The sequence below is a fragment of the Lysobacter sp. A289 genome, from assembly GCF_054072675.1.
Genome location: NZ_JBSVRN010000002.1, coordinates 109518 through 131342, shown reverse-complemented (window position 1 = coordinate 131342; position 21825 = coordinate 109518). Strand labels below are relative to the sequence as shown.

At 65.4% G+C, this 21825-nt stretch carries 24 protein-coding genes; 11 read left to right on the top strand and 13 right to left on the bottom strand.

Annotated elements, in window-relative coordinates:
• The first annotated feature begins 146 nt into the window (after positions 1–146).
• The 4 genes from ACW5DN_RS12660 (at position 147) to ACW5DN_RS12645 (ending at position 3198) form a co-directional block, all read left to right on the top strand.
• Positions 147–1400 carry a sensor histidine kinase gene (locus tag ACW5DN_RS12660; protein WP_456963172.1) on the top strand — a complete coding sequence of 418 codons (1254 nt, stop codon included), beginning with the start codon at positions 147–149 and terminating at the stop codon, positions 1398–1400.
• Positions 1393–2175 carry a LytR/AlgR family response regulator transcription factor gene (locus tag ACW5DN_RS12655; RefSeq protein ID WP_456963171.1) on the top strand — a complete coding sequence of 261 codons (783 nt, stop codon included), beginning with the start codon at positions 1393–1395 and terminating at the stop codon, positions 2173–2175. The genes ACW5DN_RS12660 and ACW5DN_RS12655 overlap by 8 nt, the downstream gene beginning before the upstream one ends.
• Positions 2176–2187: 12 nt before the next feature.
• Positions 2188–2616, top strand: a complete 429-nt coding sequence (locus ACW5DN_RS12650; protein ID WP_456963170.1) for a hypothetical protein — start codon at positions 2188–2190, stop codon at positions 2614–2616.
• A 102-nt stretch (positions 2617–2718) separates the two neighbouring features.
• Positions 2719–3198 carry a DUF1203 domain-containing protein gene (locus ACW5DN_RS12645; protein WP_456963169.1) on the top strand — a complete coding sequence of 160 codons (480 nt, stop codon included), beginning with the start codon at positions 2719–2721 and terminating at the stop codon, positions 3196–3198.
• On the opposite strand, the gene rlmF is transcribed toward ACW5DN_RS12645, so the two are convergent.
• From rlmF to ACW5DN_RS12600, 9 genes are all read right to left on the bottom strand, one after another.
• Complete coding sequence (gene rlmF / locus ACW5DN_RS12640; RefSeq protein ID WP_456963168.1) at positions 3195–4175, bottom strand: 23S rRNA (adenine(1618)-N(6))-methyltransferase RlmF; 981 nt, start codon at positions 4173–4175, stop codon at positions 3195–3197. The genes ACW5DN_RS12645 and rlmF overlap by 4 nt on opposite strands.
• Before the next feature lie 61 nt (positions 4176–4236).
• The gene (locus tag ACW5DN_RS12635) at positions 4237–4905 is read right to left on the bottom strand and encodes a helix-turn-helix transcriptional regulator (RefSeq protein ID WP_456963167.1); all 669 of its coding nucleotides are present in this window, start codon (positions 4903–4905) and stop codon (positions 4237–4239) included.
• Positions 4906–4908: 3 nt separating this feature from the next.
• Entirely contained in the window at positions 4909–5598 is a 690-nt protein-coding gene (locus tag ACW5DN_RS12630; protein ID WP_456963166.1) for a hypothetical protein, read from the bottom strand.
• Positions 5599–5770: 172 nt separating this feature from the next.
• Positions 5771–6274 (bottom strand): peptide-methionine (S)-S-oxide reductase MsrA, encoded by a 504-nt coding sequence (msrA, locus tag ACW5DN_RS12625; RefSeq protein ID WP_456963165.1) that lies wholly within the window; start codon positions 6272–6274, stop codon positions 5771–5773.
• Entirely contained in the window at positions 6271–6720 is a 450-nt protein-coding gene (msrB, locus tag ACW5DN_RS12620; RefSeq protein WP_456963164.1) for a peptide-methionine (R)-S-oxide reductase MsrB, read from the bottom strand. The genes msrA and msrB overlap by 4 nt, the downstream gene beginning before the upstream one ends.
• 173 nt (positions 6721–6893) lie before the next feature.
• Entirely contained in the window at positions 6894–8432 is a 1539-nt protein-coding gene (locus tag ACW5DN_RS12615; RefSeq protein ID WP_456963163.1) for a phospholipase D family protein, read from the bottom strand.
• 121 nt (positions 8433–8553) lie between these two features.
• Positions 8554–9774: an MFS transporter gene (locus ACW5DN_RS12610; protein WP_456963162.1), complete on the bottom strand. Its 1221-nt coding sequence runs from the start codon at positions 9772–9774 to the stop codon at positions 8554–8556.
• Complete coding sequence (locus tag ACW5DN_RS12605; RefSeq protein ID WP_456963410.1) at positions 9771–10934, bottom strand: MBL fold metallo-hydrolase; 1164 nt, start codon at positions 10932–10934, stop codon at positions 9771–9773. Before ACW5DN_RS12605 ends, ACW5DN_RS12610 begins: the two co-directional genes overlap by 4 nt.
• Before the next feature lie 194 nt (positions 10935–11128).
• A complete protein-coding gene (locus tag ACW5DN_RS12600) occupies positions 11129–12562 on the bottom strand; it encodes a hypothetical protein (RefSeq protein WP_456963161.1) in 1434 nt (477 codons plus the stop codon).
• Between the two features lie 293 nt (positions 12563–12855).
• Here ACW5DN_RS12600 and ACW5DN_RS12595 point away from each other — a divergent pair, with 293 nt between their 5' ends.
• Positions 12856–13842, top strand: a complete 987-nt coding sequence (locus ACW5DN_RS12595; RefSeq protein ID WP_456963160.1) for an RNA polymerase sigma factor — start codon at positions 12856–12858, stop codon at positions 13840–13842.
• A 74-nt stretch (positions 13843–13916) separates the two neighbouring features.
• Positions 13917–14252, top strand: coding sequence for a rhodanese-like domain-containing protein (locus ACW5DN_RS12590; RefSeq protein ID WP_456963159.1), 336 nt, complete (start codon positions 13917–13919; stop codon positions 14250–14252).
• Positions 14253–14284: 32 nt separating this feature from the next.
• On the opposite strand, the gene ACW5DN_RS12585 is transcribed toward ACW5DN_RS12590, so the two are convergent.
• On the bottom strand, positions 14285–14698 hold the full coding sequence (locus ACW5DN_RS12585) for a winged helix-turn-helix transcriptional regulator (RefSeq protein ID WP_456963158.1): 414 nt from the start codon (positions 14696–14698) through the stop codon (positions 14285–14287).
• A 109-nt stretch (positions 14699–14807) separates the two neighbouring features.
• Between ACW5DN_RS12585 and namA the strand changes: the two genes are divergently transcribed.
• Positions 14808–15875, top strand: a complete 1068-nt coding sequence (gene namA / locus ACW5DN_RS12580; RefSeq protein ID WP_456963157.1) for an NADPH dehydrogenase NamA — start codon at positions 14808–14810, stop codon at positions 15873–15875.
• Positions 15876–16020: 145 nt separating this feature from the next.
• On the top strand, positions 16021–17019 hold the full coding sequence (locus tag ACW5DN_RS12575) for an LLM class flavin-dependent oxidoreductase (RefSeq protein ID WP_456963409.1): 999 nt from the start codon (positions 16021–16023) through the stop codon (positions 17017–17019).
• Positions 17020–17163: 144 nt separating this feature from the next.
• Here ACW5DN_RS12575 and ACW5DN_RS12570 read toward each other — a convergent pair whose 3' ends face one another.
• Positions 17164–18159: a GlxA family transcriptional regulator gene (locus tag ACW5DN_RS12570; protein ID WP_456963156.1), complete on the bottom strand. Its 996-nt coding sequence runs from the start codon at positions 18157–18159 to the stop codon at positions 17164–17166.
• A gap of 188 nt (positions 18160–18347) precedes the next feature.
• On the opposite strand from ACW5DN_RS12570, the gene ACW5DN_RS12565 reads away from it, so the two are divergent.
• Genes ACW5DN_RS12565 through ACW5DN_RS12555 form a run of 3 tightly spaced genes read left to right on the top strand, consistent with a single transcriptional unit; the run spans position 18348 to position 20474 of the window.
• Positions 18348–19244: an MBL fold metallo-hydrolase gene (locus tag ACW5DN_RS12565; protein WP_456963155.1), complete on the top strand. Its 897-nt coding sequence runs from the start codon at positions 18348–18350 to the stop codon at positions 19242–19244.
• 12 nt (positions 19245–19256) lie between these two features.
• The gene (locus tag ACW5DN_RS12560; protein ID WP_456963154.1) at positions 19257–19802 is read left to right on the top strand and encodes a cysteine hydrolase family protein; all 546 of its coding nucleotides are present in this window, start codon (positions 19257–19259) and stop codon (positions 19800–19802) included.
• A 12-nt stretch (positions 19803–19814) separates the two neighbouring features.
• Positions 19815–20474 carry an SDR family oxidoreductase gene (locus tag ACW5DN_RS12555; RefSeq protein ID WP_456963153.1) on the top strand — a complete coding sequence of 220 codons (660 nt, stop codon included), beginning with the start codon at positions 19815–19817 and terminating at the stop codon, positions 20472–20474.
• Between the two features lie 18 nt (positions 20475–20492).
• Here ACW5DN_RS12555 and ACW5DN_RS12550 read toward each other — a convergent pair whose 3' ends face one another.
• Positions 20493–21089 carry a TfuA-like protein gene (locus ACW5DN_RS12550; protein WP_456963152.1) on the bottom strand — a complete coding sequence of 199 codons (597 nt, stop codon included), beginning with the start codon at positions 21087–21089 and terminating at the stop codon, positions 20493–20495.
• 28 nt (positions 21090–21117) lie between these two features.
• Entirely contained in the window at positions 21118–21759 is a 642-nt protein-coding gene (locus ACW5DN_RS12545) for an HD domain-containing protein (protein WP_456963151.1), read from the bottom strand.
• Positions 21760–21825: the final 66 nt, after the last annotated feature.

Genomic DNA, 21825 nt, shown 5'->3' with positions numbered 1-21825 from the left:
AGCAGGGTAATCCGCGCGCGGGGTCGACAACCAGACACGATTACCCCCGCTTCGTCGCCGTAGTTCCGGTTTCGTCACAATCCTTGTCGCTCCTCCAGCCTGGCTCGCTATGCTCCGGATCAGTCCAAAGCCGTGCGGGAATCACCGTGATCAGAAGCACCTTCTTCGTCCTCCGCCTTGCCATCGTCTGGATGCTGGCGATATTCCTGTTCGCGGGACTGTGGTCCGAACTGCCGCTGATTGGCTGGCTGGAGTGGCCGATCGCGCTTGGCGGCATGATCATCATGGCACTGGTGGTCACCGGCGCGATCTCGCACCTGGGGCGGGTACGGTTGATCGCCGGGCACATCGACAAGTCCACACTCGGCAACCGCCAGCGGCGGCAGGTCGAGATCCCACTGGAAGCTGGCGAAGCCTTTGACCTGGTCGATGCGGCGATCCGGGAGTTGCCACGCATCCAGAGCGTCGAAAGCGCGCGCGACAGCCTGCAAGTCCGGGCCAAGGTCAACCGTCCCGACATCTACGGCGAACGTCCACTGGGACGCTGGAACCCGATGTTGTGGTTCGGCATCCCGCGCAACCAGATCCTTGCGACCGTCACCCCGGGCAATGACAGCGGCAGCGTGACCCTGATCTGCGAGCCGGAAAGTCCGGCCTGGAGTGACTGGTTCCTGGTCGACGACGGCACCAACTTCGAGAACGCCGAGGCGATCACCCGCGCCATCACCCGCCGCATCGCCGAGGGCCGTCGCAACGAGCAGGCCGCCGCCGCCCAGACCTCGACCGAGAAGGAGCTGACCGTGGCCAAGCTCAGCTTGTTGCATGCACAGGTCGAGCCGCACTTCCTTTACAACACGCTGGCCAGCGCGCAGTTGCTGACCCGCAGCGACCCGTCGGCGGCCGACGACATGCTGGGCCATCTCATCCAGTACCTGCGCCATTCGCTGCCGCGCACCGATGACGAGCTGTCGACCCTGGGCGCGGAGCTGGAACGCGCGTTGGCCTACCTGGAGATCCTCAGGATCCGCATGGGCGCGCGCCTGTCGGTGCAGGTCGACGTACCCGAGAACCTGCGCGCCACGCCATTGCCGCCGATGATGCTGCAAACCCTGGTGGAGAACGCGATCAAGCACGGGCTGGAACCGCGGACCGGCGGCGGCACGGTGTGGATCCGCGCACGCCGCAGCGAGGAATCGGTGGCGGTGACCGTGGCCGATGATGGCGATGGCTTCAACAGCAAGACCAGTGGCACCGGCATCGGCCTGAAGAACGTGCGCGAACGGCTGCGGCTGATCTACGATTCCAATGCGGCGTTGACGGTGATTGCCAACTTCCCCGCCGGCGTCGCCGCGACCCTGACCGTCCCCGCCGGCCCCGCACAGGACCACCGCCATGTCTGATCCGGGCGCCACCGGCACCTGCATCGTTGCCGAAGACGAAGCGCTGCTGCGCCAGTCACTGCTCGACCAGCTCCGCCACGCGTGGCCACAACTGCAGGTGCTGGCCGAATGCGAGGACGGTGCCAGCGCGCTGGAAGCCCTGGCAGAGCACCGGCCCGACGTCGCCTTTCTCGACATCCGCATGCCGGGTCTCAGCGGCCTGGAGGTCGCAACGGCCGCCGCGGAAATCAGCCCCGACACCCAGATCGTGTTTGTCACCGCATACGACCAGTACGCCATCGACGCGTTCGAGCGCGGGGCGATTGACTACCTGCTCAAACCCATCACCCCGGCGCGGCTGGCCGCCACCGTCACCCGCTTGCAGGCGCGCACCGGTAACAATGACGCCGCCACGCTGGCCGCACTGGTAGAACGACTGGGCCCGGTTCGACCGCGCGACGACCTGCCCCCGCCGTTGACCTGGATCACCGCCAGCGCCGGCCGCGAGACCCGTCTGATCCTGGTCGATGACGTCGCCTACTTCCGCGCTGACCACAAGTACACGACGGTGATGACGGCCGAGGGCGAAGCCCTGTTGCGCACGCCGATCAAGGAGCTGCTCACGGTGCTGGACACGACCACGTTCAAGCAGATCCACCGCTCCACCATCGTCAACCTGAAAGCCATCGCCGGCATCGTCCGCGATGACAGCGGCCGCGGCGTCGTCCGCCTCAAATCGCGGCCCGAGACCCTGGCCGTCAGCGCACCGTTCATGACCCTGTTCCGGCATATGTAATCGAGGTGATTTATGAAATTCATGGCCCTGGTCTATTTCGTGCTGTCACTGTTCGGCTGCGACATCGGCAGCAGTACCTATGTCACCCGCACCACCGTCGACGGTGCCGATATCCTCTACAGCCAGACGACCACCCAGTCCGGCGTCTCCCGTTTCGAATGCCTGCGCAGCGCCAGCGGCGCGTGCCACTACACGGTGTTCCCGCGGGAGTGTTCGTCAGCGTCCCAGCCGACGAATCCGCAGCTCGAGCGCTGCGAATCCAAGCCAATCGAGCGCTTCACCGTCGCAAAAGGCGAGAGCCGCCAGATCGCCGGCCTGCAGGGTTTCCGGTTGTGCGTCAGTGCCGAAGACGAAGCCCCCGAGCGGGGTTGCGACCCGGAGGCCGCAGTATCCAATCCAACACGTGATCGCATCACGGCATTCCATGCCGACAGCGACTGAAGGTCGTTGCCCGTCGGCGAGCGTGGTATCGCGTCCGAATCCGGCGCGAAACGCCCCCGCCGCTCCACTAACCTGCCCGTCCACCGTCACCTGGACGCCGCCATGGCTTACCGCATTATCGGGCTCTCGCCCGCCCCGTTTGAACACCTGTTCGGACTGTCCGACCTGCAGTTGGCAGAGCATGGCGCCCAGCGCTGGATCGCGGACGCGGACTCCCGCCTACCCGACCGGGTGGAGATCCGCGATGCCGCGCAGGGCGAATCGCTGATCCTGGTCAACTACGAACATCAGCCCGCGGCCACCCCGTACCGCGCGGCTCACGCGATCTTCGTACGTGAAGGCGCCTCGACCGCTTACGACCGTACCAACGTCGTTCCCGAAGCTCTGCTTACGCGGATGCTGTCGCTGCGCGCGTTCGACGCGGCCCACATGATGGTGGCCGCCGAATTGGTCGATGGGCGGGACACCGAGTCAGCCATAGCGCGGCTGTTCGCTGATCCGCAGGTGAGCTATCTCCAGGCCCATTACGCCACCCGGGGATGCTATGCCGCCCGGATCGAGCGGGTACCCGCCGTTGCCTAACCGCCCTGCCCGTTCCAGCGCGCCGCCGCCCATGCCTCGCGGCGGGCCGCGTCGTGGAACGTCCAGGCGACGAACCGGCTTTGCTTGCTGCCCTGCGCCATCGCCACTTCGCGCACCTCATTGGCGTCGGCCTTGCGCAACTGACGGCGCACGTCGACCAGATGCTCGGACTTCGCCACCAGGCTGCTGAACCACAACACCTGCTGCGCGATGGCGGCGCTCTCGCGGATCATCCGGCGGATGAAGGAGGCCTCGCCGCCGGTGCACCACAGCTCGGTGCCCTGGCCGCCGAAGTTCAAGGACGGGCCGTCGCGTCCCGGCGCCGGTTTGCCGAGCTGCTGCCACTTGCGCCGACTGCCGCTCGCGGCCTCCTTCGCGGAGGCGTGGAATGGGGGGTTGCAGAGACTCAGGTCGAACGTCTCATCGGGACGCAGCAGGCCGGCGAACACCTCACCCCGCCCGGGCTGGTGGCGCAGCTCGATGGCCTCGTCCAGACCGGGATTCGCCTGCACGATGGCGGCAGCTGATCGCAATGCCGTGGCATCGACCTCCGAGCCGACGAAACGCCAGCCGTACTCGCCGTGACCCAGCAGCGGGTAGATGCAGTTGGCGCCCACGCCGATGTCCAGCGCGCGCACCGCCGGGCCGCGCGGGACAACCCCGTCATTGGCCTCGGCCAGCAGATCCGCCAACCCATGCAGGTAATCGGCCCGGCCCGGGATTGGCGGACAGAGGTAGCCGTCGGGGATGTCCCAGTGCGCGATGCCGTACTGGGTCTTCAGCAGGGCGCGGTTCAAGGCGCGCACCGCTTGCGGATTGCCGAAGTCGAGGCTGGTCTCGCCCGCGGGCGTGGTGATCAGGAAGGTCGACAACTCCGGGCATCCGGCCGTCAACAGCGCGAAATCGTAGCGGCCTTGATGGCGATTGCGCGGGTGCAGCCCGACCGCCGCCGATCCGGATCGTGAAGGCGGTTTCAACCGACGGCCCTGCGATAGCGTTCCCGGCAGCCTTGGTACCCAACGTCACCGATTGCAGCGCTCACCGGTCGTGATCCCCGGAAGCCGCGTCGCGCTCCACCGCGGCGCCGAGCCGGAAGCGACAGGCTTCGCCGCCACGCACCAGGCATTCCAGGTGCTGCACCTGGTGCCCACTGGCTGCCTCCATGAAAGCGATGTCGAAACGGCACACCTCCGGATGATTGCGCGCCAGTTCGTGGAATACGCAGTTGTAGGCTTCGACCTGCATTTCGCCGTCGCGGCGGATTGCCTGCGCCTCGTAGCCCAGCGCGTCCAGTTGCTGCGCCAACGTCTTCGCAGCGTCACCCGTGTCGTTGGCGGTGTCGGTAGCCGCAGCCTGGTGACCAAGCTCGCGTCCCATCTCCACCAACATCGTTTGCACTTGCGCGGGCCCGGCGTCGGTGTACAACCGCTCCAGCACTTTGGTTGCGATCAAGCCGTAATTGCGCGGGAACAACTCGCGCCCCGCCATCGTCAAAAGGTACCGCGCCTGGGGGCGACCGCCGCTCGCTCGCGCCACGCCGTGACACACGAATCCACCCGCCAGCAACGCAGTGAGGTGTTGTCTCACTGCGTTGTGACTGATGCGCAGCGGCTTGCACAGCGCTTCGACCCCGAGGCCCTGCCCGGCCGGCAACAAGGCGCGCAACAGCTTTTGCTGGGTGGCGCCGAATCGGTGCAGGCCGCTCATGCCTCAGCTCACCTTGTCCGGGAACTGCTTGGCAATCGCGCCCGCCAGCGCATCGGCGATTACGTCCATGTGCGCCTGCATGGCGACCCAGGTCTGCGCTTCGGCGTCCATGTCGCCGGCCATGATCTGCCGGGTCTGCGCGCCGTGATGGGCGCCGTGGGCGACCAGCAGCCCGCGAACCGCGTCGGCCGGCAGGTTCGGATTGGCGCCGGCCAGGAACGTGGCGATCTCGCCAGCGTTGGCGACCAGGTCGTCCATCGCCGCACTCGCCCCGGCGGTATCACCTTGGCGGTTGGCGTCGGTCAGCGCCTTGACACCACCCCAGTGGCCACCGAGCAGGCGCAGCATTTCTTCGCCGGCGGCGGCGCCATAGAAACCCGCCACCGCGTCGGAGATTGCCTTGGCGTTGTCGACGACCGCATTCGCAGCGAGGTCTGCGGCGGCGGCATCATCGGCTTTCACGGCGAGCGCATAGTTACGCGTTTCGACCGCGTGGCCGTGCCACAACCCGCGCAGGGCCGTTTGCAACTTCGGCGCTGCGGGCGCGGCCTTGGCCTCGGCCTGCGTGGCGGTGGTTGCCGCCAACGTGGCGGGTGTCGTCAATGCGTGCTCGTGCGCCTGGACAGGTGAGCCCGCGCACGCGAAGCCGGCCACGGCGAGGGAAACAACGGTCGATAGCAGTAAGGGTTTCATGGTCAAGGCTTCCAGTGTCTGGCCGCAGGAGTACGGCAACACAAAGCGTGCCCGGTTTTCACAGTAACTCAATTTGAATATGTGTAAAGACCATGCCGCGTCGAACTGCTGCATCCTGCTGGGCGAAACGGCTGGCGCCAAGCCTGCAAGAGGCGACCGTAGCAACGCGTATTCAGGCGTCGCGGTGGGGAAGCGTCCAGTCCGGCCGGATGAAGTGGCAGGTGTAGCCCTCGGGATAACGCTCCAGGTAGTCCTGATGCTCGGGTTCTGCTTCCCAGAAGTCGCCTACCGGCTCGACCTTGGTGACCAGCTTGCCGGGCCAGAGGCCGGATGCATCGACGTCGGCGATGGTGTCCTCGGCAACCCGCCGCTGCTCGTCGGAGGTGGTGAAGATCGCCGAGCGGTAGGAACTGCCCAGGTCATTGCCCTGCCGGTCCGTCGTGGACGGGTCGTGGATCTGGAAGAAGAACTCCAGCACCTCGCGATAGCCCAGCTTCGACGGATCGAAGATGATCTCGATCGATTCGGCATGGCTGCCGTGGTTGCGATAGGTCGCGTTGGGCACATCGCCGCCGCTGTAACCGACCCGCGTGGAGATCACGCCGTCATAGCTGCGAATCAGGTCCTGCATACCCCAGAAGCAACCGCCCGCCAGGACGGCACGTTCGGTACTCATTTCACGTCCTCCACCTGGTCCAGCCAGGCCTCGTAGCCCGCCGCCGCCATGTCATCGCGGTGGATGAACCGCAGCGATGCCGAGTTGATGCAGTAGCGTAGCCCGCCACGATCCGACGGGCCATCGGGGAACACGTGTCCCAGGTGGCTGTCGCCGTGCTTGGAGCGCACTTCAATGCGGGTCATGCCGTGGCTGGCGTCGTGCACCTCGTTGACGTGGGCCGGCTCGATCGGCTTGGTGAAGCTGGGCCAGCCACAATCGGAGTGAAACTTGTCGGACGAAGCGAACAATGGCTCGCCTGACACGATATCCACATAGATGCCCGGCGCCCGGTTGTCCAGGTACTCGCCCGTACCGGGCCGCTCGGTGCCACTTTGCTGGGTGACCCGATATTGCTCCGGCGAGAGCTTCGACAGGGCATCGGGGTTCTTGCTGTACACACTCATGGGCTTCTCCTGCAAGCAACTCCCGGGCGCAGACCGACGGGCGCGTCGGTTGCGGGGGAACGCTACCTAGATGGTGGTCATCCGCATCAATTCCAACACCCTATTTGCGTAGGCGCAGTATGACGGCACGCCGGGCAGGCGCCACTCAACGGCCGTCAAGCGCCTTGCGGCCTTCACAGCAACCACTCGATCGGCAGCACCGACATCACCGCCACCGCAGCACGATCGAGAAAATCGGTGCCCGGCTCCTCGTCGTGCACGACCTGGTGGCCGTCGTGCATTTCCACCCACTGCAACTCGCCATCGTCGCCAATGCGGAGGCGATAGGCATTGGCCGGTACCTGCAGCGAAAACAAGTCCGCGATCTGGCCGGCCAGCACCGGACTGTCGATCACGAAGCCCATCTCGGTGTTGAGCCGATCCGAGCGCGGATCGAAGTTGAACGAACCGATGAAAACGTGCAAACCATCCAGCGAAAATGTCTTGGCATGCAGGCTGGAGGCGGAACTGCCCGGCAGCCCACGATCCCTGAGCCGGGATGACACCGTCTTGCGCTTCATCTCCCACAGGGTGACCCCGGCCTCCAGCAGCGGCTTGCGGCGCTTGGCATAACCGGAATGCACCGCGGCGACGTCGGTTGCCTCCAGTGAGTTGGTGAAGACGGTGACCTCGACACCCCGCCCGACCAGACCGGCGAAATAATCGACCCCTTCCGCACCGGGCACAAAGTAGGGTGACACCAGGTACAGCTCGCGCATCGGCGTGCCGATCGCCTCACGCAGGCGCGTGGTCAGCAGGCCCTCATCTCCGGCATGCCCGAGCCCCTTGGCCGGGTCGTCGCTGACCAGCCGCGTCGGCGCCCATTCGATCGGCAAACGTGCGGCCAGCAAGTCGCTCATGAACGCAGACGCGGCGATTGCCTCCAGGTATTCCTGTGCCGCCGGGTCGCGCGCCACCACCGAGGCGTCCCGGCTGAGCTCGTCGAGCAGGGCCAGATCGGCCGGCGCCAGGATGCGGTCGGCCGGGTAGGACGAGGCACTGGCCCAGTAGCGATCAAAATCACGCGACACATCGTCGACCACCGGCCCGATCGCAAGCACGTCCAGGTCGGCGAACAGCAACTCGCCGCCCACGTCGAAGTACTCGTCGCCCACGTTGCGGCCGCCGATGATCGTGGCCTGGTTGTCGGCGGTGAACGACTTGTTGTGCATGCGCCGGTTCAGGCGTGCGAAATCCGTGAGGTAACCCAGCCAGCGCCAATCCCGGTTGACGAAAGGATTGAACAACCGCACTTCGATGTGCGGATGCGCGTCCAGCGCGGCCAGTCGCTGGTCGAGACCAACGGTGTTGTTGTCGTCCAGCAACAGGCGCACGCGCACGCCACGGTCGGCAGCGCGATGGACCGACTCGAACAACAACGTCCCCGACAGGTCGTCATGCCAGATGTAGTACTGGATATCGAGCGTGCGCTCGGCCGCATCTGCCAGAAGGAAACGCGCGGCGAACGCATCGCGCCCCTCGATCAGCGGCACGATGCCGGAGATGCCGGGATGGGCCGCGACGCGGGAGGCGATGGCACGCCCCAACCGGGTATCGGCCGTGTCCGTCAACGTGGTCGAGACACTGCGCCCGCCAAGGTCGGGAAGCTCTTCGTGGCCCCACAGTAGGACGCTGATGGCCAGAAGCACCGCCGCCAGCAGGAACCAACGCACGACGGGCTTTCGCGAAGGTCTCTTAGTCCCGTCCTGTAGGTTTGATATAAATTTCTCCGCCATTTACACCAACTTACAGGACGACAGAGGATCGGCTCACGCTACCTGCTTGCTCAGCATTTCAGGCAGGAGTCTTGTCGGCGCGTGACGCGAGGAACGCCAGGAATGCAGCAGCCAGCAACACCGCGGCGCTCACCACGAACGTGGTCGCATAGCCACTCATATCGAACAGCACGCCTCCGACCGTCGATCCCAGCGCGATCGACAACTGGATGACCGCCACCATCAGACCGCCACCGGCCTCGGCGTCGTCCGGCATCGTCCTGGCCATCCACGACCACCAGCCCACGGGCGCGGCCGTGGCCAGAAGACCCCAGAGGCCGAACAGGACCGCCACGCCGACAAGCCAGCCGCCGAACGCGACCAGCGCCACGGCGATCACCGCCATCAGCACCGGGATCGCGACCAGCGTGCGGTAGAAATCCAGCTTCAGGAGCGTGCCGATGACCGCGGTGCCGATGAGGCCCGCGACGCCGATGATCAGCAGGATGAAGGACAGCGTGGCCACGTCCACCAGCGTCACCATCTCGAGGAACGGCCGCACGTAGGTGAACAACACGAACTGCCCCATGAAGAAGGCGCCGACCGCCAGCATGCCGAGGGTGACCAGCCGGCGCCTGAGCAGCCTGAAAACGTTTCCGGAGCTCGCCGTGCGCGGGCCGGGCGGCATCGACGGCAGGCTGATCCATTGCCAGACAAGCGCGATCAGCGCGACCGGCACCAGGCACAGGAACGCACCGCGCCAACCGACGGCCCCGCCAAGCCACGCACCCAATGGCGCGGCCACCACCACCGCCAGCGCGTTGCCGCCATTGAAGATAGCCAGCGCCTTGGGCACCTTGTCGCTCGGCACCAATCGCATGGCCACCGCCGCCGACAGCGACCAGAACCCGCCCACGACCACACCGATCAGCGCGCGGCCGATCATGTAGGTCAGGTAGTCGGGCGCCAATCCAACGACCAGGCCCGAAGCGCACATCAGCCCGGTCAACACCAGCAGCAGGGTCTTGCGGTTCATGGTGCCGGCGAGCGTCGAGATGGACAGGCTGGTCAGCACCGCAAAGGCGCCGGAGATGGCGATCCCGTAGCCTGCCCAGCCTTCGCTGATCCGCAAATCGGTGGCGATCGGCGTCAGCAGGCTGACGGGCATGAACTCCGAGGCGATGAGCGCGAACACGCACATCGTCATCGCGAAGACGCCGCTCCAGTAAGCGGGTTCCGCCCCGGCCTGCTGCGCCGCGGGCGTGTCGCTGGCGGGGTTGCCGGGATCCGCGGATGTCATGGCGTGCTTGCTTGTGTCGGAGCGGTCGCGGGATGCGCGCCTGCGGTCGCATCCTGACTGGTGCCGGACGTCCACCACGTCGTGAACACCTGCGGGCGATCGTCGAAGTGGACCGTCTGGCCGATCGTCGGCGTCCACAGAGCGTAGTCGCGCCCCTTGCTGGCCTCGACAAGACGTTCGAACGGGTCGTTCCAGTCATGCGGTGCGAGGGTGAAACGCCCCACGTGTTGCGGCGTCAGCGCCCGTGCCCCGAGGTCCACCGCGGCCTGGGCCGCCTGTTCCGGATTCATGTGCAGGTTCGCCCAGCGGGGGTCGTACTGGCCGGTGTCGAGCGCCACCCAGTCGAACGGGCCGTGGAGTTCCCCGATCGCGGAGAAGTGATCGCCATAACCGGAATCACCGCTGAAGAAGATCCGCCGCTGCGGCGTCTGCATGGCGAAGCCGACCCACAGCGATTTGGCGCGGGTGAACGTGCGCCCGGAGTAATGCCGCGCCGGCGTGGCATGGAGCGCCAAGCCTTCCCCGAGCGCGATCGTGTCGTGCCAGTCGAGCTCGTCGATCCTGTCGGCGTCGTAACCCCACGACTCGAAATGCGCGCCGACGCCGAGCCCGGTGACCACGCGATCGACCATCGGTTCGATCGCCAGGATCGTGGGGTAGTCCAAGTGGTCGAAATGGTCGTGCGTGATCAGCAGGACATCGATCCGCGGCAGGTCGTCCGCGGAGTAGACGTTGGTACCGGAGAACGCCTCGATGAAGCCCGGCAGCGGCGCCGCGTTGGCGCTGAACACCGGGTCGATCAGGATCCGTTGGCCCGCCAACTGCACGTACCAGGAGGAATGGCCCAGCCACACCACCAGATCCTCGTTGACGTCCAGCGACTTCAGGTCGGTCTTCTGCGCGGGAATGTCATGCGGCGGCCGCGGATTGCCTTTCTCGGCGCGCAGATTGTCGATCTGGATCGACAGCTGGGTGGCGCCCGCAGTCAGGAAGGGCGTGTCGACCAGGTTCTGGAACGCGCCGTCGACATGGTTCGGAGACCGCTCGATGATGGTGAGCCGCTCGCCTTGCGGCATCTGCCCGAACACGGGCTTGCGCAAGTAGAGCAGCACGGAGACAACGACGAGCGCGGCGATGGCGGCGATGGCGGCCAACGCCATCAGGGAGCGGAACCAGGTGATCTTCATGTCTGTGCGTTGTAGGGCTTGTCCATTGTCCAATCCTCGTGGGTTGAGACCGATCAGTCTGCGACAGACGCAACCTCAAACCGGGGCGCTGGCATCGTCCAGGGCTGGCGATATCGGTCGCAGTCAGCGTCAGTCGGGTGGCGCAGATCAGTTACATGAGGCCCACGCTACTTCGAATCAACTTTCCTCAGCCCGCTTGCCAGCTCCCCGGCTTTGTCCAACATGGGATCCCGCAAGCTCGTGTAGTCGTCGAACGTGTACGGCACGCGGATGTCCGGTTCGAATGACGGGACGTGCATCGGGAACAACAGCGTTATCCAGAAGCAGCCGCGTTCGCCCCAGCATGGCTTGGTGTAGTCGTGGTAGCCGGTGGCGAAGTAGACCCTGATTTTGGAATTGGGCAGTGCGAGCGAACCGCCTTCCGCCCAGATGCGCACTCGGTCGCCGGCGGGCTCCCCGATGACGGTAACCTTGTCGCCGCCATGTTCTTTCACCAATGCCAAGCTGACGTTGCCTGCGGAGAACGTCCACGCGCTGGTAAGTACATACACGTGCTGGATCGAATCCGTCAGCGTAGCAATGTGCTTCATCAACGAAGCGGTCTTCGTGAAATCACCGCCTTGGTTCAGGCGCAGGTCGAGGACGATGAAACGTGGTTTGTCGGCAGCGATTCCTTGCTCCACGTGCGCAATGAATTTCCCGATGGGATGGCCTGGCTCGTCCATGTTGCTGCGGAATTGCACGTAATAGATCTGTTGGTCCGGCCACCACGCCGTCTGGAAAGGGTTGTCGTACTCGCGCAGAAACTGCGGTAGCTGGATGTCTCGTGGCAGCAGTGTTCTCCATTCTTCGCTTTCGCCGTCGATGCGCCGGGGTGACAGGAAGGAATCGGAATACACGCTGGGGGAGTTCGCGTCAGGCGGATCGGCGATCACGGTCACGGCGCGCTGGCTGCCATCGAGCATCTGCACTCCCAGGCTTATTCGATCCGATCGTGTTGCGAAGCCTGCCGCATGCAGAATTTCTGGCGATTCTACGAAGATCTGGACAATGAACTGGTCGTAGTGATTGCGTGGGCCGAGCGTGTAGGCGTACATGCGATCCGCCACCGTGTCGATGGGCATTCCATCGATGGTCAACAGCTTGGCGCCGAGCAGTTCGGCACATTTTGGTTTTGCGCGAATGACGTAGTAGCCGTCCGCAAAGTGATAAAACCGACAGGGAATGCGGTTGTTGTGGGTAGCCAGGTACCCCTTGGATACCGAGGAGTGGCCGTTGTCCGACAACGCAACCATCCGAGAGACTGCCAAGGCGAACCCTGTCGGCGATAAAGTGCCAGCGTTCGTCATCCCCTCGTCATGCAGGGCCTTCGCCTGCACGAGTGCTTCAGGCGAGTAGGCGCGGTTGAGCGTGAAGTAGTTCTGGAAGTAATCCAGGTCCTGCCGCTGCGCAGTGGCCAGATCCTGCGCCGGCGGGTAGTCCGCCTCCGGCGCGTCGGGATAGAAGGTATGGACAAAGACCAGCGCCAGCAACCCAACTACGGTCGATAACGCCAGCAAGCATCCAACGATCCATAAGCCAACTTTGTATCGAATTTTCACGTAGTCGTCCGGGTCAGGGCGTAATGCCAGTTCATGGCACGCAGTGGGCAACCGTACAGGAGGGCGCCGGTCGCCTCGCGGAAGCGACGGGTGAAGGTGCGGCGACTCATGTGGGCGGCTCCACGGCGACAGGATCGACCTTTGAGCTAGGCTCCACCGTATGTGCTGGCCAGTGCAGGCCTGTCGCGTTCGGTGCGAGGCCGCTCGAGCTTTTCCTGACCCGACGTAGGAGGTTCTGTCACATCTGCCTCGCTCGCTCGTTTACTGATGCAACACCTGACACATGGCCGACGATGAACGAGACAGCTCCTGCGATGAATCCGGTCGGTGATGCCGACTTTTTTGCCGCCCAGCGCGGCGACCGAAACGCGTTTGGGCGGCTCGTGCTGGCGACGCAGAAGACCGTGGCAACCGTTGCGTTGGCGGTGACACGCGACGTGCAACTGAGTGAGGACATCGCGCAGGACACATACGTAAAGGCATGGCAGCGGATTGGCTCGCTGCGGAGCCCGGAAAGCCTGCTGCCGTGGTTGCGGCAGGTCACCCGGAACGGAGCGATCGACCATGTGCGGCGCCGTCGCCACCAGGAAGTCGCGCTCGACGTGGACGACGCGCGTATTGCCGGAGCCGCCGCGCACGGGCCGGAACCCGACGCCTGGGTGCACGACAGGCAACGCTCGGAACAGCTCGCTCGAGCGCTGGACGCCGTACCCGACGACAGCCGTGAAGTACTGCTGCTCTTCTATCGCGAAGGTCAGAGCACCCGCCACCTCGCCGTCTTGCTGGGTCTCAGCGATGGCGCCGTGCGCAAGCGGCTGCAGCGAGCGCGCGATGCGCTGCAGTCCGAACTGCTGGCTCAGGTCGGCGAGGTCGCCCGTCACAGTGCCCCTGGCCTGGCCTTCGCTGCACTGGTGGTCGGCTCGCTGGGGCCGCGCGAGGCCGCCGCTGCCACGACCGCCTCGGCCGCGGGCGCGAAATGGGCGCTGGGTGCGATCGCAAGCGTGTTTGCGGCCCTGACGCTGGTGCTGGGCGCGGTGTTCATTGACGTCCGGCGTGCGGTGCGCCGCGCCCGTACACCCGCCGAACGCAGCGATTTGCTACGTCACGGCCTGATTTACGCAGGGGTGATGGTGAGCTTCGTCGGTGTCCTGTTCTGGTCGAAGCACGCCGACTGGTCGCTGGCACGGCTGCTGGTGGTATCAGGCCTGTATTCGCTGGTAATCATCGCTCTGGGCATCGGTCGAGCCCGCATCCATCGCCGCCATCGTCCCGATCGTTGAGCTTCTGCTTTGCGCTGCGCCTGGGCGAAGGCCGTTGCGGCTTGCCCTGTCCATTTCCGGTGGAGAACGATCAAATGCTTGCATTGTTGATGGGCGTCAAGTCCATGTCCTGCAGGGACGTCCAGGCCCTGCCGTCCGATGGACGCGCGTGCATGTTCGACGTCAACGATGAATCGCGCTGGTTGGTTGCTCATGTTCCGGGCGCGCGAAACCTCGATCCGCGGGGATTCGCCCGGGATGAACTGCCCGCCGATACCGACACGCTGCTGGTTTTCTATTGTTCCAATCCGATGTGCCGCAAGGCACCGATGGCGGCGCGGCGGGCGAAGGCCATGGGCTATGCGAATGTCAGAATCATGGCAGCGGGGATCCAAGGCTGGATGGCTGCGAACCTGCCGGTGGAGCCCTAACGGGTTGTCGAGCGACCGGGCATCGCTGCCCGCTATCGCGGCGACCCTGCCGCTTGCCGTCCGCCAGTCTTGGAGGCCGGCTCGGAAAGTTCGACGCCCCGCGCGTCAAGCCACTTCTCCCCCCATTCGCTGAGCCCCACGAGGAAAGGCTCGAGACTGCGTCCCTCGTCGCTGATCGTGTACTCCACTCGTGGAGGTACCACCGGAAAAACGGTTCGGATCACCAGCCCGTCTGCTTCCAGTTCCCGTAACTGTTTTACGAGCAGTCGTGCGGTGATGCCTTTCAGGGCTCGCTGCAGCTCGTTGAACCGATGGGTGCCGTCCTTCAGCAGGTGGTAGAGGATCACCCCTTTCCACTTGCCGCCCATGATGTGCAGTGCCGCTTCGATCGCACAGCCAGGCGCTTCTTGGTAGTCCCTCAGCCTTCTTTTTGGTTTTACATTCATGCGCTACGCTTTTTTGTACTACCTACAGTTTTGTGCAGTAGATGCCACAGCTGAAGTGACTCTAGCATGTCTCAACGCCGACACTTTCAAGCGTCCCTACGGAGCTGATATGAGTTCTTTATTGCTGTCCCCCTTCGAGATCGCGGGCCTTGAGCTACGCAATCGTGTGGTCATGTCGCCCATGTGCATGCACGTCGCCGCGGAGGATGGTTTTGTGACCGACTGGCACCGGGTTCATTACGGCGCACGTGCCCAAGGGCAGGTGGGACTGATCTTCCCGGAAACCCTGGCGATCACTCGTGACGGGCGAACCGCTGACGGGGACTTGGGCATCTGGAGTGACGCCCATGTGGCCGGCCTGAAAAGCCTCGTCGACCTGTTGCATGGCTTCGGAGCCAAGGTCGGAGCGCAGATCGGCCATGGCGGGCGTAACGTTCTCCTGTCGGGCACCAATCTGATCGCGCCGTCCGCAATCCCTTTTAGCGAAGATCGCCCCGTGCCGAAGGCCCTTTCGAGGGATGAAATCGGGCAGGTGGTGGATGCGTTCGGGCAGGCGGCACAGCGCGCCGGGGCGGCGGGTTTCGATGTACTGGAGATCCATGCTGCGCACGGCTACTTGCTCAACGAGTTCCTATCCCCACTGTCCAACACGCGGACCGACGAATACGGCGGCGACGCCGAACGCCGCTACCGGCTCCTCGGGGAGGTCATCGACAAGGTGAAGCAGTGCTGGAGCGGGCCACTTTTCGTCCGCATCTCCAGCACTGATTACACCGACGGTGGCAACACGCCCGAATCTTTTGTGAGATACGCCAAGCTGATGAAGGGTCAGGGGGTTGATCTCATCGATTGCAGCTCGGGGGGGATCGCGCCAGTCAAGGTCCAGAGCTATCCCAACTACCAGGTGCCCGCGGCTGAGCTGCTCCGTCGCGAGGCCGGCATTGCCACAGGGGCCGTCGGCTTGATTACCAGCGGACGACAGGGGGAAGAGATCCTCCGCAATGGTCGCGCGGATCTGGTGTTCGTGGGGCGGCAACTGCTGCGCGATCCGTTCTGGGTTCGTACTGCCGCCGACCAGCTATCCCAGCGTATTCACACGCCGGTGCAGTACACCCGGTACGGCGCCGTCTGGCTGGATACTCCGCCTGCACCTGCGGAGCAACAGAAAGCTGCGTAGGTGGCGGCACAGCAGGTAGTAGTCTTGGCCCGCGCCTCAGCCCCCTTTCCTGGAGTTAGCCGATGTCCTTCATGCGCCTTCATTACCCCCACTCATCCGCGCCAGGCGCAGCCGCCCCGGCGGTATCCCGATGACTGGCCATATCATGCCGCGCCTGTCGATCCTTGAACTTGGCCGCGTGCGCGAAGGCGGCGACCGCCGCACCGCGCTCGACGAGGCGCGTGAGCTCGCCCGCCAGGCCGAGGACTGGGGCTACCAGCGTTTCTGGATCGCCGAACATCACAACATGCCGGCGGTCACCACTGCGGCGACCTCGCTGGTGATCGCCCACGTGGCCGCCGGCACACGCAAGATTCGCGTCGGCGCGGGCGGTGTGATGCTGCCCAACCACGCGCCCTACATCATCGCCGAGCAGTTCGGCACGCTGGCCACGCTGTTCCCCGGCCGCATCGACCTGGGCCTCGGCCGCGCGCCGGGCACCGACCAGATGACCCTGCGCGCGCTGCGCCGCCCGCCGGGCAACTCCGACAACTTCCCGCAGGACGTGCAGGAACTCCAGGCCTGGCTGGCGCCGGTGCAGCCGGGCCAGCGGATCGAAGCGGTGCCGGGCTCGGGCACCGAAGTTCCATTGTGGATCCTGGGTTCCAGCCTGTTCGGCGCCCAGCTCGCGGCCGAGCTCGGCCTGCCCTTCGGCTTCGCCTCGCACTTCGCGCCGCAGGCGCTGGACCAGGCGTTGGCCATCTACCGTGAGCGGTTCAAGCCCTCGGCGCAGCTCGACCGGCCCTATGCGCTGGTGGGCGTCAACATCGTGACCGCGCCCACCGATGCCGAGGCCCGGCGCCTCGCCACCAGCCAGCAGATGTCGTTCACCGACATCTTCCGCGGCACGCGCGGCCTGACCCAGCCGCCCATCGACGACATCGAGGCCTACTGGACCCCGCAGGAAAAGGTCCAGGCCTCGCACATGCTGGCGCATAGCATCATCGGCAGCCCCGACACGGTGCGCGCGGGCATGCAGGCCCTGATCGCGCGCACCGGCGCCGACGAACTGATGGTGGTCTCGGACGTGTTCGACTTCGAACTGAGGCTGCGCTCGTTCCAGATGACCGCGGAGATCTTGGGAGCGCACCCGACGTCAGCGTAAGGCTTCCGAACACCGCTCTCGCGTCAGCGCCGCCGCGAGAGCGGCTCGAGGATCGGGCTCCGCACGGAGCACACCTGATGGAGCCAACCCCGTAAGTGTCGCTACTTCCGTCATGCCGGCCGATAGCGGACGTGATGCAGTGAACTATGTGCGTCCGGCAAACGGGGACTCCAGACGCCGGCTGCCGTCGCCGCAGAAGTTCCGTCGATAGGCGGAAGGCGGCGTCCCCAACTGCGCAGCGAAATGCTGCCGCAGCGACAGCGCCGTGCCGAAGCCGGCCTCGGTGGCGATCTGCTCGATCGGCAGGTCGGTGGTTTCAAGCAACTGCTGCGCGCGCGCCAGCCGCTCCGACGCCAGCCATTTCACGACCGTGGTGCCGGTCGCCTCGCGGAAGCGGCGGGTGAAGGTGCGGCGACTCATGTGGGCGGCATCGGCCAGCGCGTCCACCGACAGCGGTTCGACCAGACGCGCCCGCGCCCAGTCCAGAACGCCCGGCAAACGGCTCTCGCTGGGTAGCTCGGGCACCGGCTGCTCGATGTACTGCGCCTGCCCGCCCTGGCGGTGCGGCGACGTCACCAGCAACCGCGCGATGCGGTTGGCCACGTCGGCGCCGTGACGCACACGTACGAGGTTGAGGCAGCAGTCGATCGCGGCGACGGTTCCGGCGGACGTCACGATGTCGCCGTCGTCGATGTACAGCACGTCCGGGCGAAAATCGGCGGTGGGAAAGCGGCGGGCAAACACGTCGCGGGCGGCCCAGTGCGTGGTGGCGCGCCGGCCGTCGAGCAGGCCCGCGTCGCCCAGCACGAACGCGCCCAGGCACAACCCGACCACCTGTGCGCCGCGCGCATGCGCAGCCTGCAACGCCTGCGTGAGCTCGGCAGGCGCGGGCGTCTCCGGGTGATCCCACGCCGGCACGATGACGATATCGGCCCGCCGCATCGCGTCCAGCCCGTCCGGCACGTCGATCTGCAGCCCCTGCATCGTGCGCACCGGGCCGGGTGTGGGCGCGCAATAGCGCACCTCATAGGGCGGCAGGCCCGGTGGCGCGGGCTGAACGCCAAACACCTGGCCGGGAACGGACAGGTGGAACAGGTTGATGCCATCGAACGCCAGCACGGCAACGCGAACGGGCTGCATGGAGGTCTCCGGAGGGCGTGAAAAAGAATGGCCTGATTATATCGATAAATGTCATTTGGGCCAATGGTGCTGGACGCGCAGTCTCCCGACAATGGCCGTCATTCCACACAGTACCGCCGGCCGGGCCTGACACCACGGCCGTCACAGACACCTTCCGGCTCAGTGCCGACTCATCCCAGGAGACTCCCATGACCCATCGAACCTTGCTGCGCGGCGCTGCCGTCGCGACTCTGGCCCTCGCGCTCGCCGCCTGCGGCGCCACCAGCACCGCAGCCACCCCGGACGCCAACACCGAAGACGCCGGCGCGGTCGGTTTCCAGCAGATCCGCAACGCGACGATCAAGCTGGACTACGCCGGCACCACGTTCCTGATCGACCCGATGCTCGCGGCGAAGGACGCCTACCCCGGCTTCGAGGGCACCTACAACAGCGAGTTGCGCTACCCGCTGGTCGAGTTGCCGATGCCGATGTCCGAGGTGATGGACGCCGATGCCATCATCGTCACCCATACCCACGCGGATCACTGGGATGACGAGGCCAAGCGCAGCCTGCCCAGGAACCTTCCACTGTTTGTCCAGAACGAAGCCGATGCCGAAAGCATCCGCCAGGATGGCTTCACGGACGTGCGCGTGTTGACCCGCGACACCGTCTTCAATGGCACGCAGCTGAGCATCACCGGTGGACAGCATGGCGATGACCAAACCATGGCCGTTGCCGGAGAAGCTCTCGGGCAAGTGATGGGCGTCGTTTTCCAGCGCCCTGATTACAAGACGGTCTACCTGGCCGGAGACACCATCTGGAACACCCAGGTCGAAAATTCGATCCAGCAGTACCAGCCGGATGTGATCGTCCTCAACACCGGCTATGCGCGACTGCAGGGCCTGGACGGCTCCATCATCATGGGCAAGGACGATCTTTACCGGGCCTACCAGGCAGCGCCACAGGCCAAGGTGATCGGCAGCCACATGGAAGCCGTCAATCACGCCATGCAGACGCGCCAGGATCTACACGACCACATCAAGGCAACGGGCATGGATCCCGAGCGCGTACTGGTTCCGGCAGACGGCGAGTCCTACACTTTCTAAAGAGGTAATCCCATGAGCAAGCGAGCAATCGTCGTCGTAGATCTTCAGAACGAGTACCTTTCCACCGGCAAAGTGCCGCTGGTCGGCATGGAATCCGCCTTGGCCAACGCCGCCCGCCTCATCGCCGCGGCTCGCGCCAATGGCGATCTACTCATCCATGTCCGGCATGAGGTCGCCACGCCCGATGCGCCGGTCTTCGTGCCGGGAAGCGACGGGGTGCAGATCATCCCCGCTGTAGCGCCCGTTGATGGTGAGCCTGTCGTCGTCAAAAATTACCCCAACTCGTTCCGCGACACCGGCCTGAAGCCGATGCTGGACGAACAGGGTGTCGAGGAACTGGTGGTGATCGGTGCGATGAGCCACATGTGCGTGGAGGCGACCTCCCGCGCCGCCGCCGACTTCGGCTACCCCGTCACCGTGGTGCACGATGCCTGCGCCACGATGGATCTCGAGTTCGGCGAAACGGTGGTACCCGCGGCCCACGTGCATGCCACCGCGATGGCCGCGCTGGCGTTCGGCTATGCCGCGATCACGACCACGGACGTCTATCTGGCTTGAGAGGAATCCATCATGCGCAAGGTCTTCATCATCGGCGGCTCGGGCAAGGTCGCCCGCCGCCTCGCCCGGCAACTCGCGGCGCGCGGCCATGAGCCGCGGTCGCTGTACCGCAAGCCGGAGCAAGCCGACGAACTCGAGGCCCTCGGCGCCGTCCCGGTCGAGGGAAACTTGCTGGAACTCGACGCCGACGGGCTGGCGCAGCGCATGGCCGGCAGCGACGTGGTCGTGTTTTCGGCCGGCGCTGGCGGCAAGGGTGGCGTGGAGATGATCGACGCCATCGACGGCCGCGGGCTGGATCTGGCGGTCGCAGCGGCGCGGCAGGCAGGCATCCAGCGCTTCCTGCTGGTCTCGGCCTTCCCCGAGGCCTCCCGCGGCAAGCAGGTGTCGGAGACGTTCGAGCACTACATGGCGGTGAAGAAACTCGCCGACGTGCACCTGGCCGAGTCCGACCTGGACTGGGTGATCCTGCGCCCCGGCACGCTGCTGGATGCGCCCGGCACCGGCAAGGTGCGCGCGGGGCTGGCCATCCCGTACGGCGACGTGCCACGCGATGATGTGGCCGCGACGCTACTGGAGATCATCGAACACCCGGCGGTGAGCCGCATCATCATCGAGTTGACCGAAGGCGAGGCACCGGTTGCCGAGTCCGTGGCGCGCCTGGTGCACGCCTGAGTCGCAGGCTTTCCTCGGCTACCTGAGTTGCTGAAGCAGGCAAAGCGCGTCCTCACGCTTGGCGTCCATCAGGCGGATCGCAGGTGGCAGGCGGAAACCCGCACCGGCAACGGCGGCCTCAATGTTCTCCCAGGTCCGCGCATCCAGCGCAATGGCGCGGAGCACGCGGACGAGCGCAGCAAGTTCTCCGGTCCCCAATCCGCTCGACCAAAGGCCGGCCACCACGTTGATCAGCGGCACCGTGAGCGGCCTGAGCTCCAACCCGTCGCGCACAAACAGTGCCTGGACCAGATCCTCCCGGTCGCCACCCAGCGTCCGCAGTATCTGGAACACCTGCCCAGCACCTTTCATGCCCAGGGGTTCCAGCCGCGCCGCCAACACCGCGCCCATGCTCGCGGCCCCGTGGAGTACCAGGCCGCGATCGAGCGCCCGGGCGGCTTCTTCGGGATCGAGCCGCAGGTCAGGGTCAAGCAGGCCGTCGACGATCACGACCTGCGCCGGTGCAACGATGGCATCCAGGTCGCCGCGGACGATGGGTGCGCGGTACTCCGCATCCAGGACAGCACGCGCTTCCGGTCCGGTGAGGCTCAGGCCCAGGAATACGATCGGCCTCATGGGCTCCCTCGTGGCGCGGAACCGTGGATCAATTCGGCCAGGCGGAACCGAGGATGATGGAACAGAAGTCGGTCCGCCGGTATCCCGGCACCCTCAGCGCCAGCACGTCCGCCTTTACGTTGCCGAACGCGGTTTCCGGCTTCTTCCTGATGCCATCGGCGAAGTGGTCGATGATGCCTTCCTTGAAGTCCGCCTCCCGGGGATGGCAGGCACAGACCTCGTGACGTTGCTCCTGGCTGAACTCGTCGTAGGCGATGCCGAGCACGTCCATCTCGACGCCAGCGGTCACCAAGGCCACGGTCGGCCGCATGTGTCCGGGGATGCCGGGCGTCGTATGCAGTGCGATGGCCGTCCAGACGTCCTCGACGTCGCGCTCGGGCACGTCATAGCCGTTCATGAAGTCGCGCGCCGCGTTGGCGCCGTCGACCTCGAAGCGCAGGTCGGCGCTCGAGTACCGCTCCGTCAGGCCCATGTCGTGGAACATGGCACCCAGGTAAAGCAGTTCCGGATCGTATTCGAGGCCGCGCCGGTTGCCGGAAAGCGCCCCCCAGAAGAATACGCGCCGGCTGTGGTTGTAGAGCAGGTCGTCTTCGGTGTCGCGCACAAGCTGCGTGGCCGCGCGCACCAGCGGGCTGTCGGGCACCCGGATGCCTGCGATGGTCTCGATCATGGAAATCCACTCCAGGAAAATACTGCCCTCAAGTGTCGGCAGTTGCCCGCCTGGCCACAATCGAAC

Coding starts and splice junctions, on each gene's coding strand:
- ACW5DN_RS12655 (WP_456963171.1), top strand. CDS start 1,393: ATGTCTGATCCGGGCGCCACCGGCACCTGCATCGTTGCCGAAGACGAA.
- ACW5DN_RS12650 (WP_456963170.1), top strand. CDS start 2,188: ATGAAATTCATGGCCCTGGTCTATTTCGTGCTGTCACTGTTCGGCTGC.
- ACW5DN_RS12645 (WP_456963169.1), top strand. CDS start 2,719: ATGGCTTACCGCATTATCGGGCTCTCGCCCGCCCCGTTTGAACACCTG.
- ACW5DN_RS12635 (WP_456963167.1), bottom strand. CDS start 4,905: ATGAGCGGCCTGCACCGATTCGGCGCCACCCAGCAAAAGCTGTTGCGC.
- ACW5DN_RS12630 (WP_456963166.1), bottom strand. CDS start 5,598: ATGAAACCCTTACTGCTATCGACCGTTGTTTCCCTCGCCGTGGCCGGC.
- msrA (WP_456963165.1), bottom strand. CDS start 6,274: ATGAGTACCGAACGTGCCGTCCTGGCGGGCGGTTGCTTCTGGGGTATG.
- msrB (WP_456963164.1), bottom strand. CDS start 6,720: ATGAGTGTGTACAGCAAGAACCCCGATGCCCTGTCGAAGCTCTCGCCG.
- ACW5DN_RS12610 (WP_456963162.1), bottom strand. CDS start 9,774: ATGACATCCGCGGATCCCGGCAACCCCGCCAGCGACACGCCCGCGGCG.
- ACW5DN_RS12605 (WP_456963410.1), bottom strand. CDS start 10,934: ATGGCGTTGGCCGCCATCGCCGCCATCGCCGCGCTCGTCGTTGTCTCC.
- ACW5DN_RS12595 (WP_456963160.1), top strand. CDS start 12,856: ATGAACGAGACAGCTCCTGCGATGAATCCGGTCGGTGATGCCGACTTT.
- ACW5DN_RS12590 (WP_456963159.1), top strand. CDS start 13,917: ATGCTTGCATTGTTGATGGGCGTCAAGTCCATGTCCTGCAGGGACGTC.
- ACW5DN_RS12585 (WP_456963158.1), bottom strand. CDS start 14,698: ATGAATGTAAAACCAAAAAGAAGGCTGAGGGACTACCAAGAAGCGCCT.
- namA (WP_456963157.1), top strand. CDS start 14,808: ATGAGTTCTTTATTGCTGTCCCCCTTCGAGATCGCGGGCCTTGAGCTA.
- ACW5DN_RS12575 (WP_456963409.1), top strand. CDS start 16,021: ATGCCGCGCCTGTCGATCCTTGAACTTGGCCGCGTGCGCGAAGGCGGC.
- ACW5DN_RS12570 (WP_456963156.1), bottom strand. CDS start 18,159: ATGCAGCCCGTTCGCGTTGCCGTGCTGGCGTTCGATGGCATCAACCTG.
- ACW5DN_RS12565 (WP_456963155.1), top strand. CDS start 18,348: ATGACCCATCGAACCTTGCTGCGCGGCGCTGCCGTCGCGACTCTGGCC.
- ACW5DN_RS12560 (WP_456963154.1), top strand. CDS start 19,257: ATGAGCAAGCGAGCAATCGTCGTCGTAGATCTTCAGAACGAGTACCTT.
- ACW5DN_RS12555 (WP_456963153.1), top strand. CDS start 19,815: ATGCGCAAGGTCTTCATCATCGGCGGCTCGGGCAAGGTCGCCCGCCGC.
- ACW5DN_RS12550 (WP_456963152.1), bottom strand. CDS start 21,089: ATGAGGCCGATCGTATTCCTGGGCCTGAGCCTCACCGGACCGGAAGCG.
- ACW5DN_RS12545 (WP_456963151.1), bottom strand. CDS start 21,759: ATGATCGAGACCATCGCAGGCATCCGGGTGCCCGACAGCCCGCTGGTG.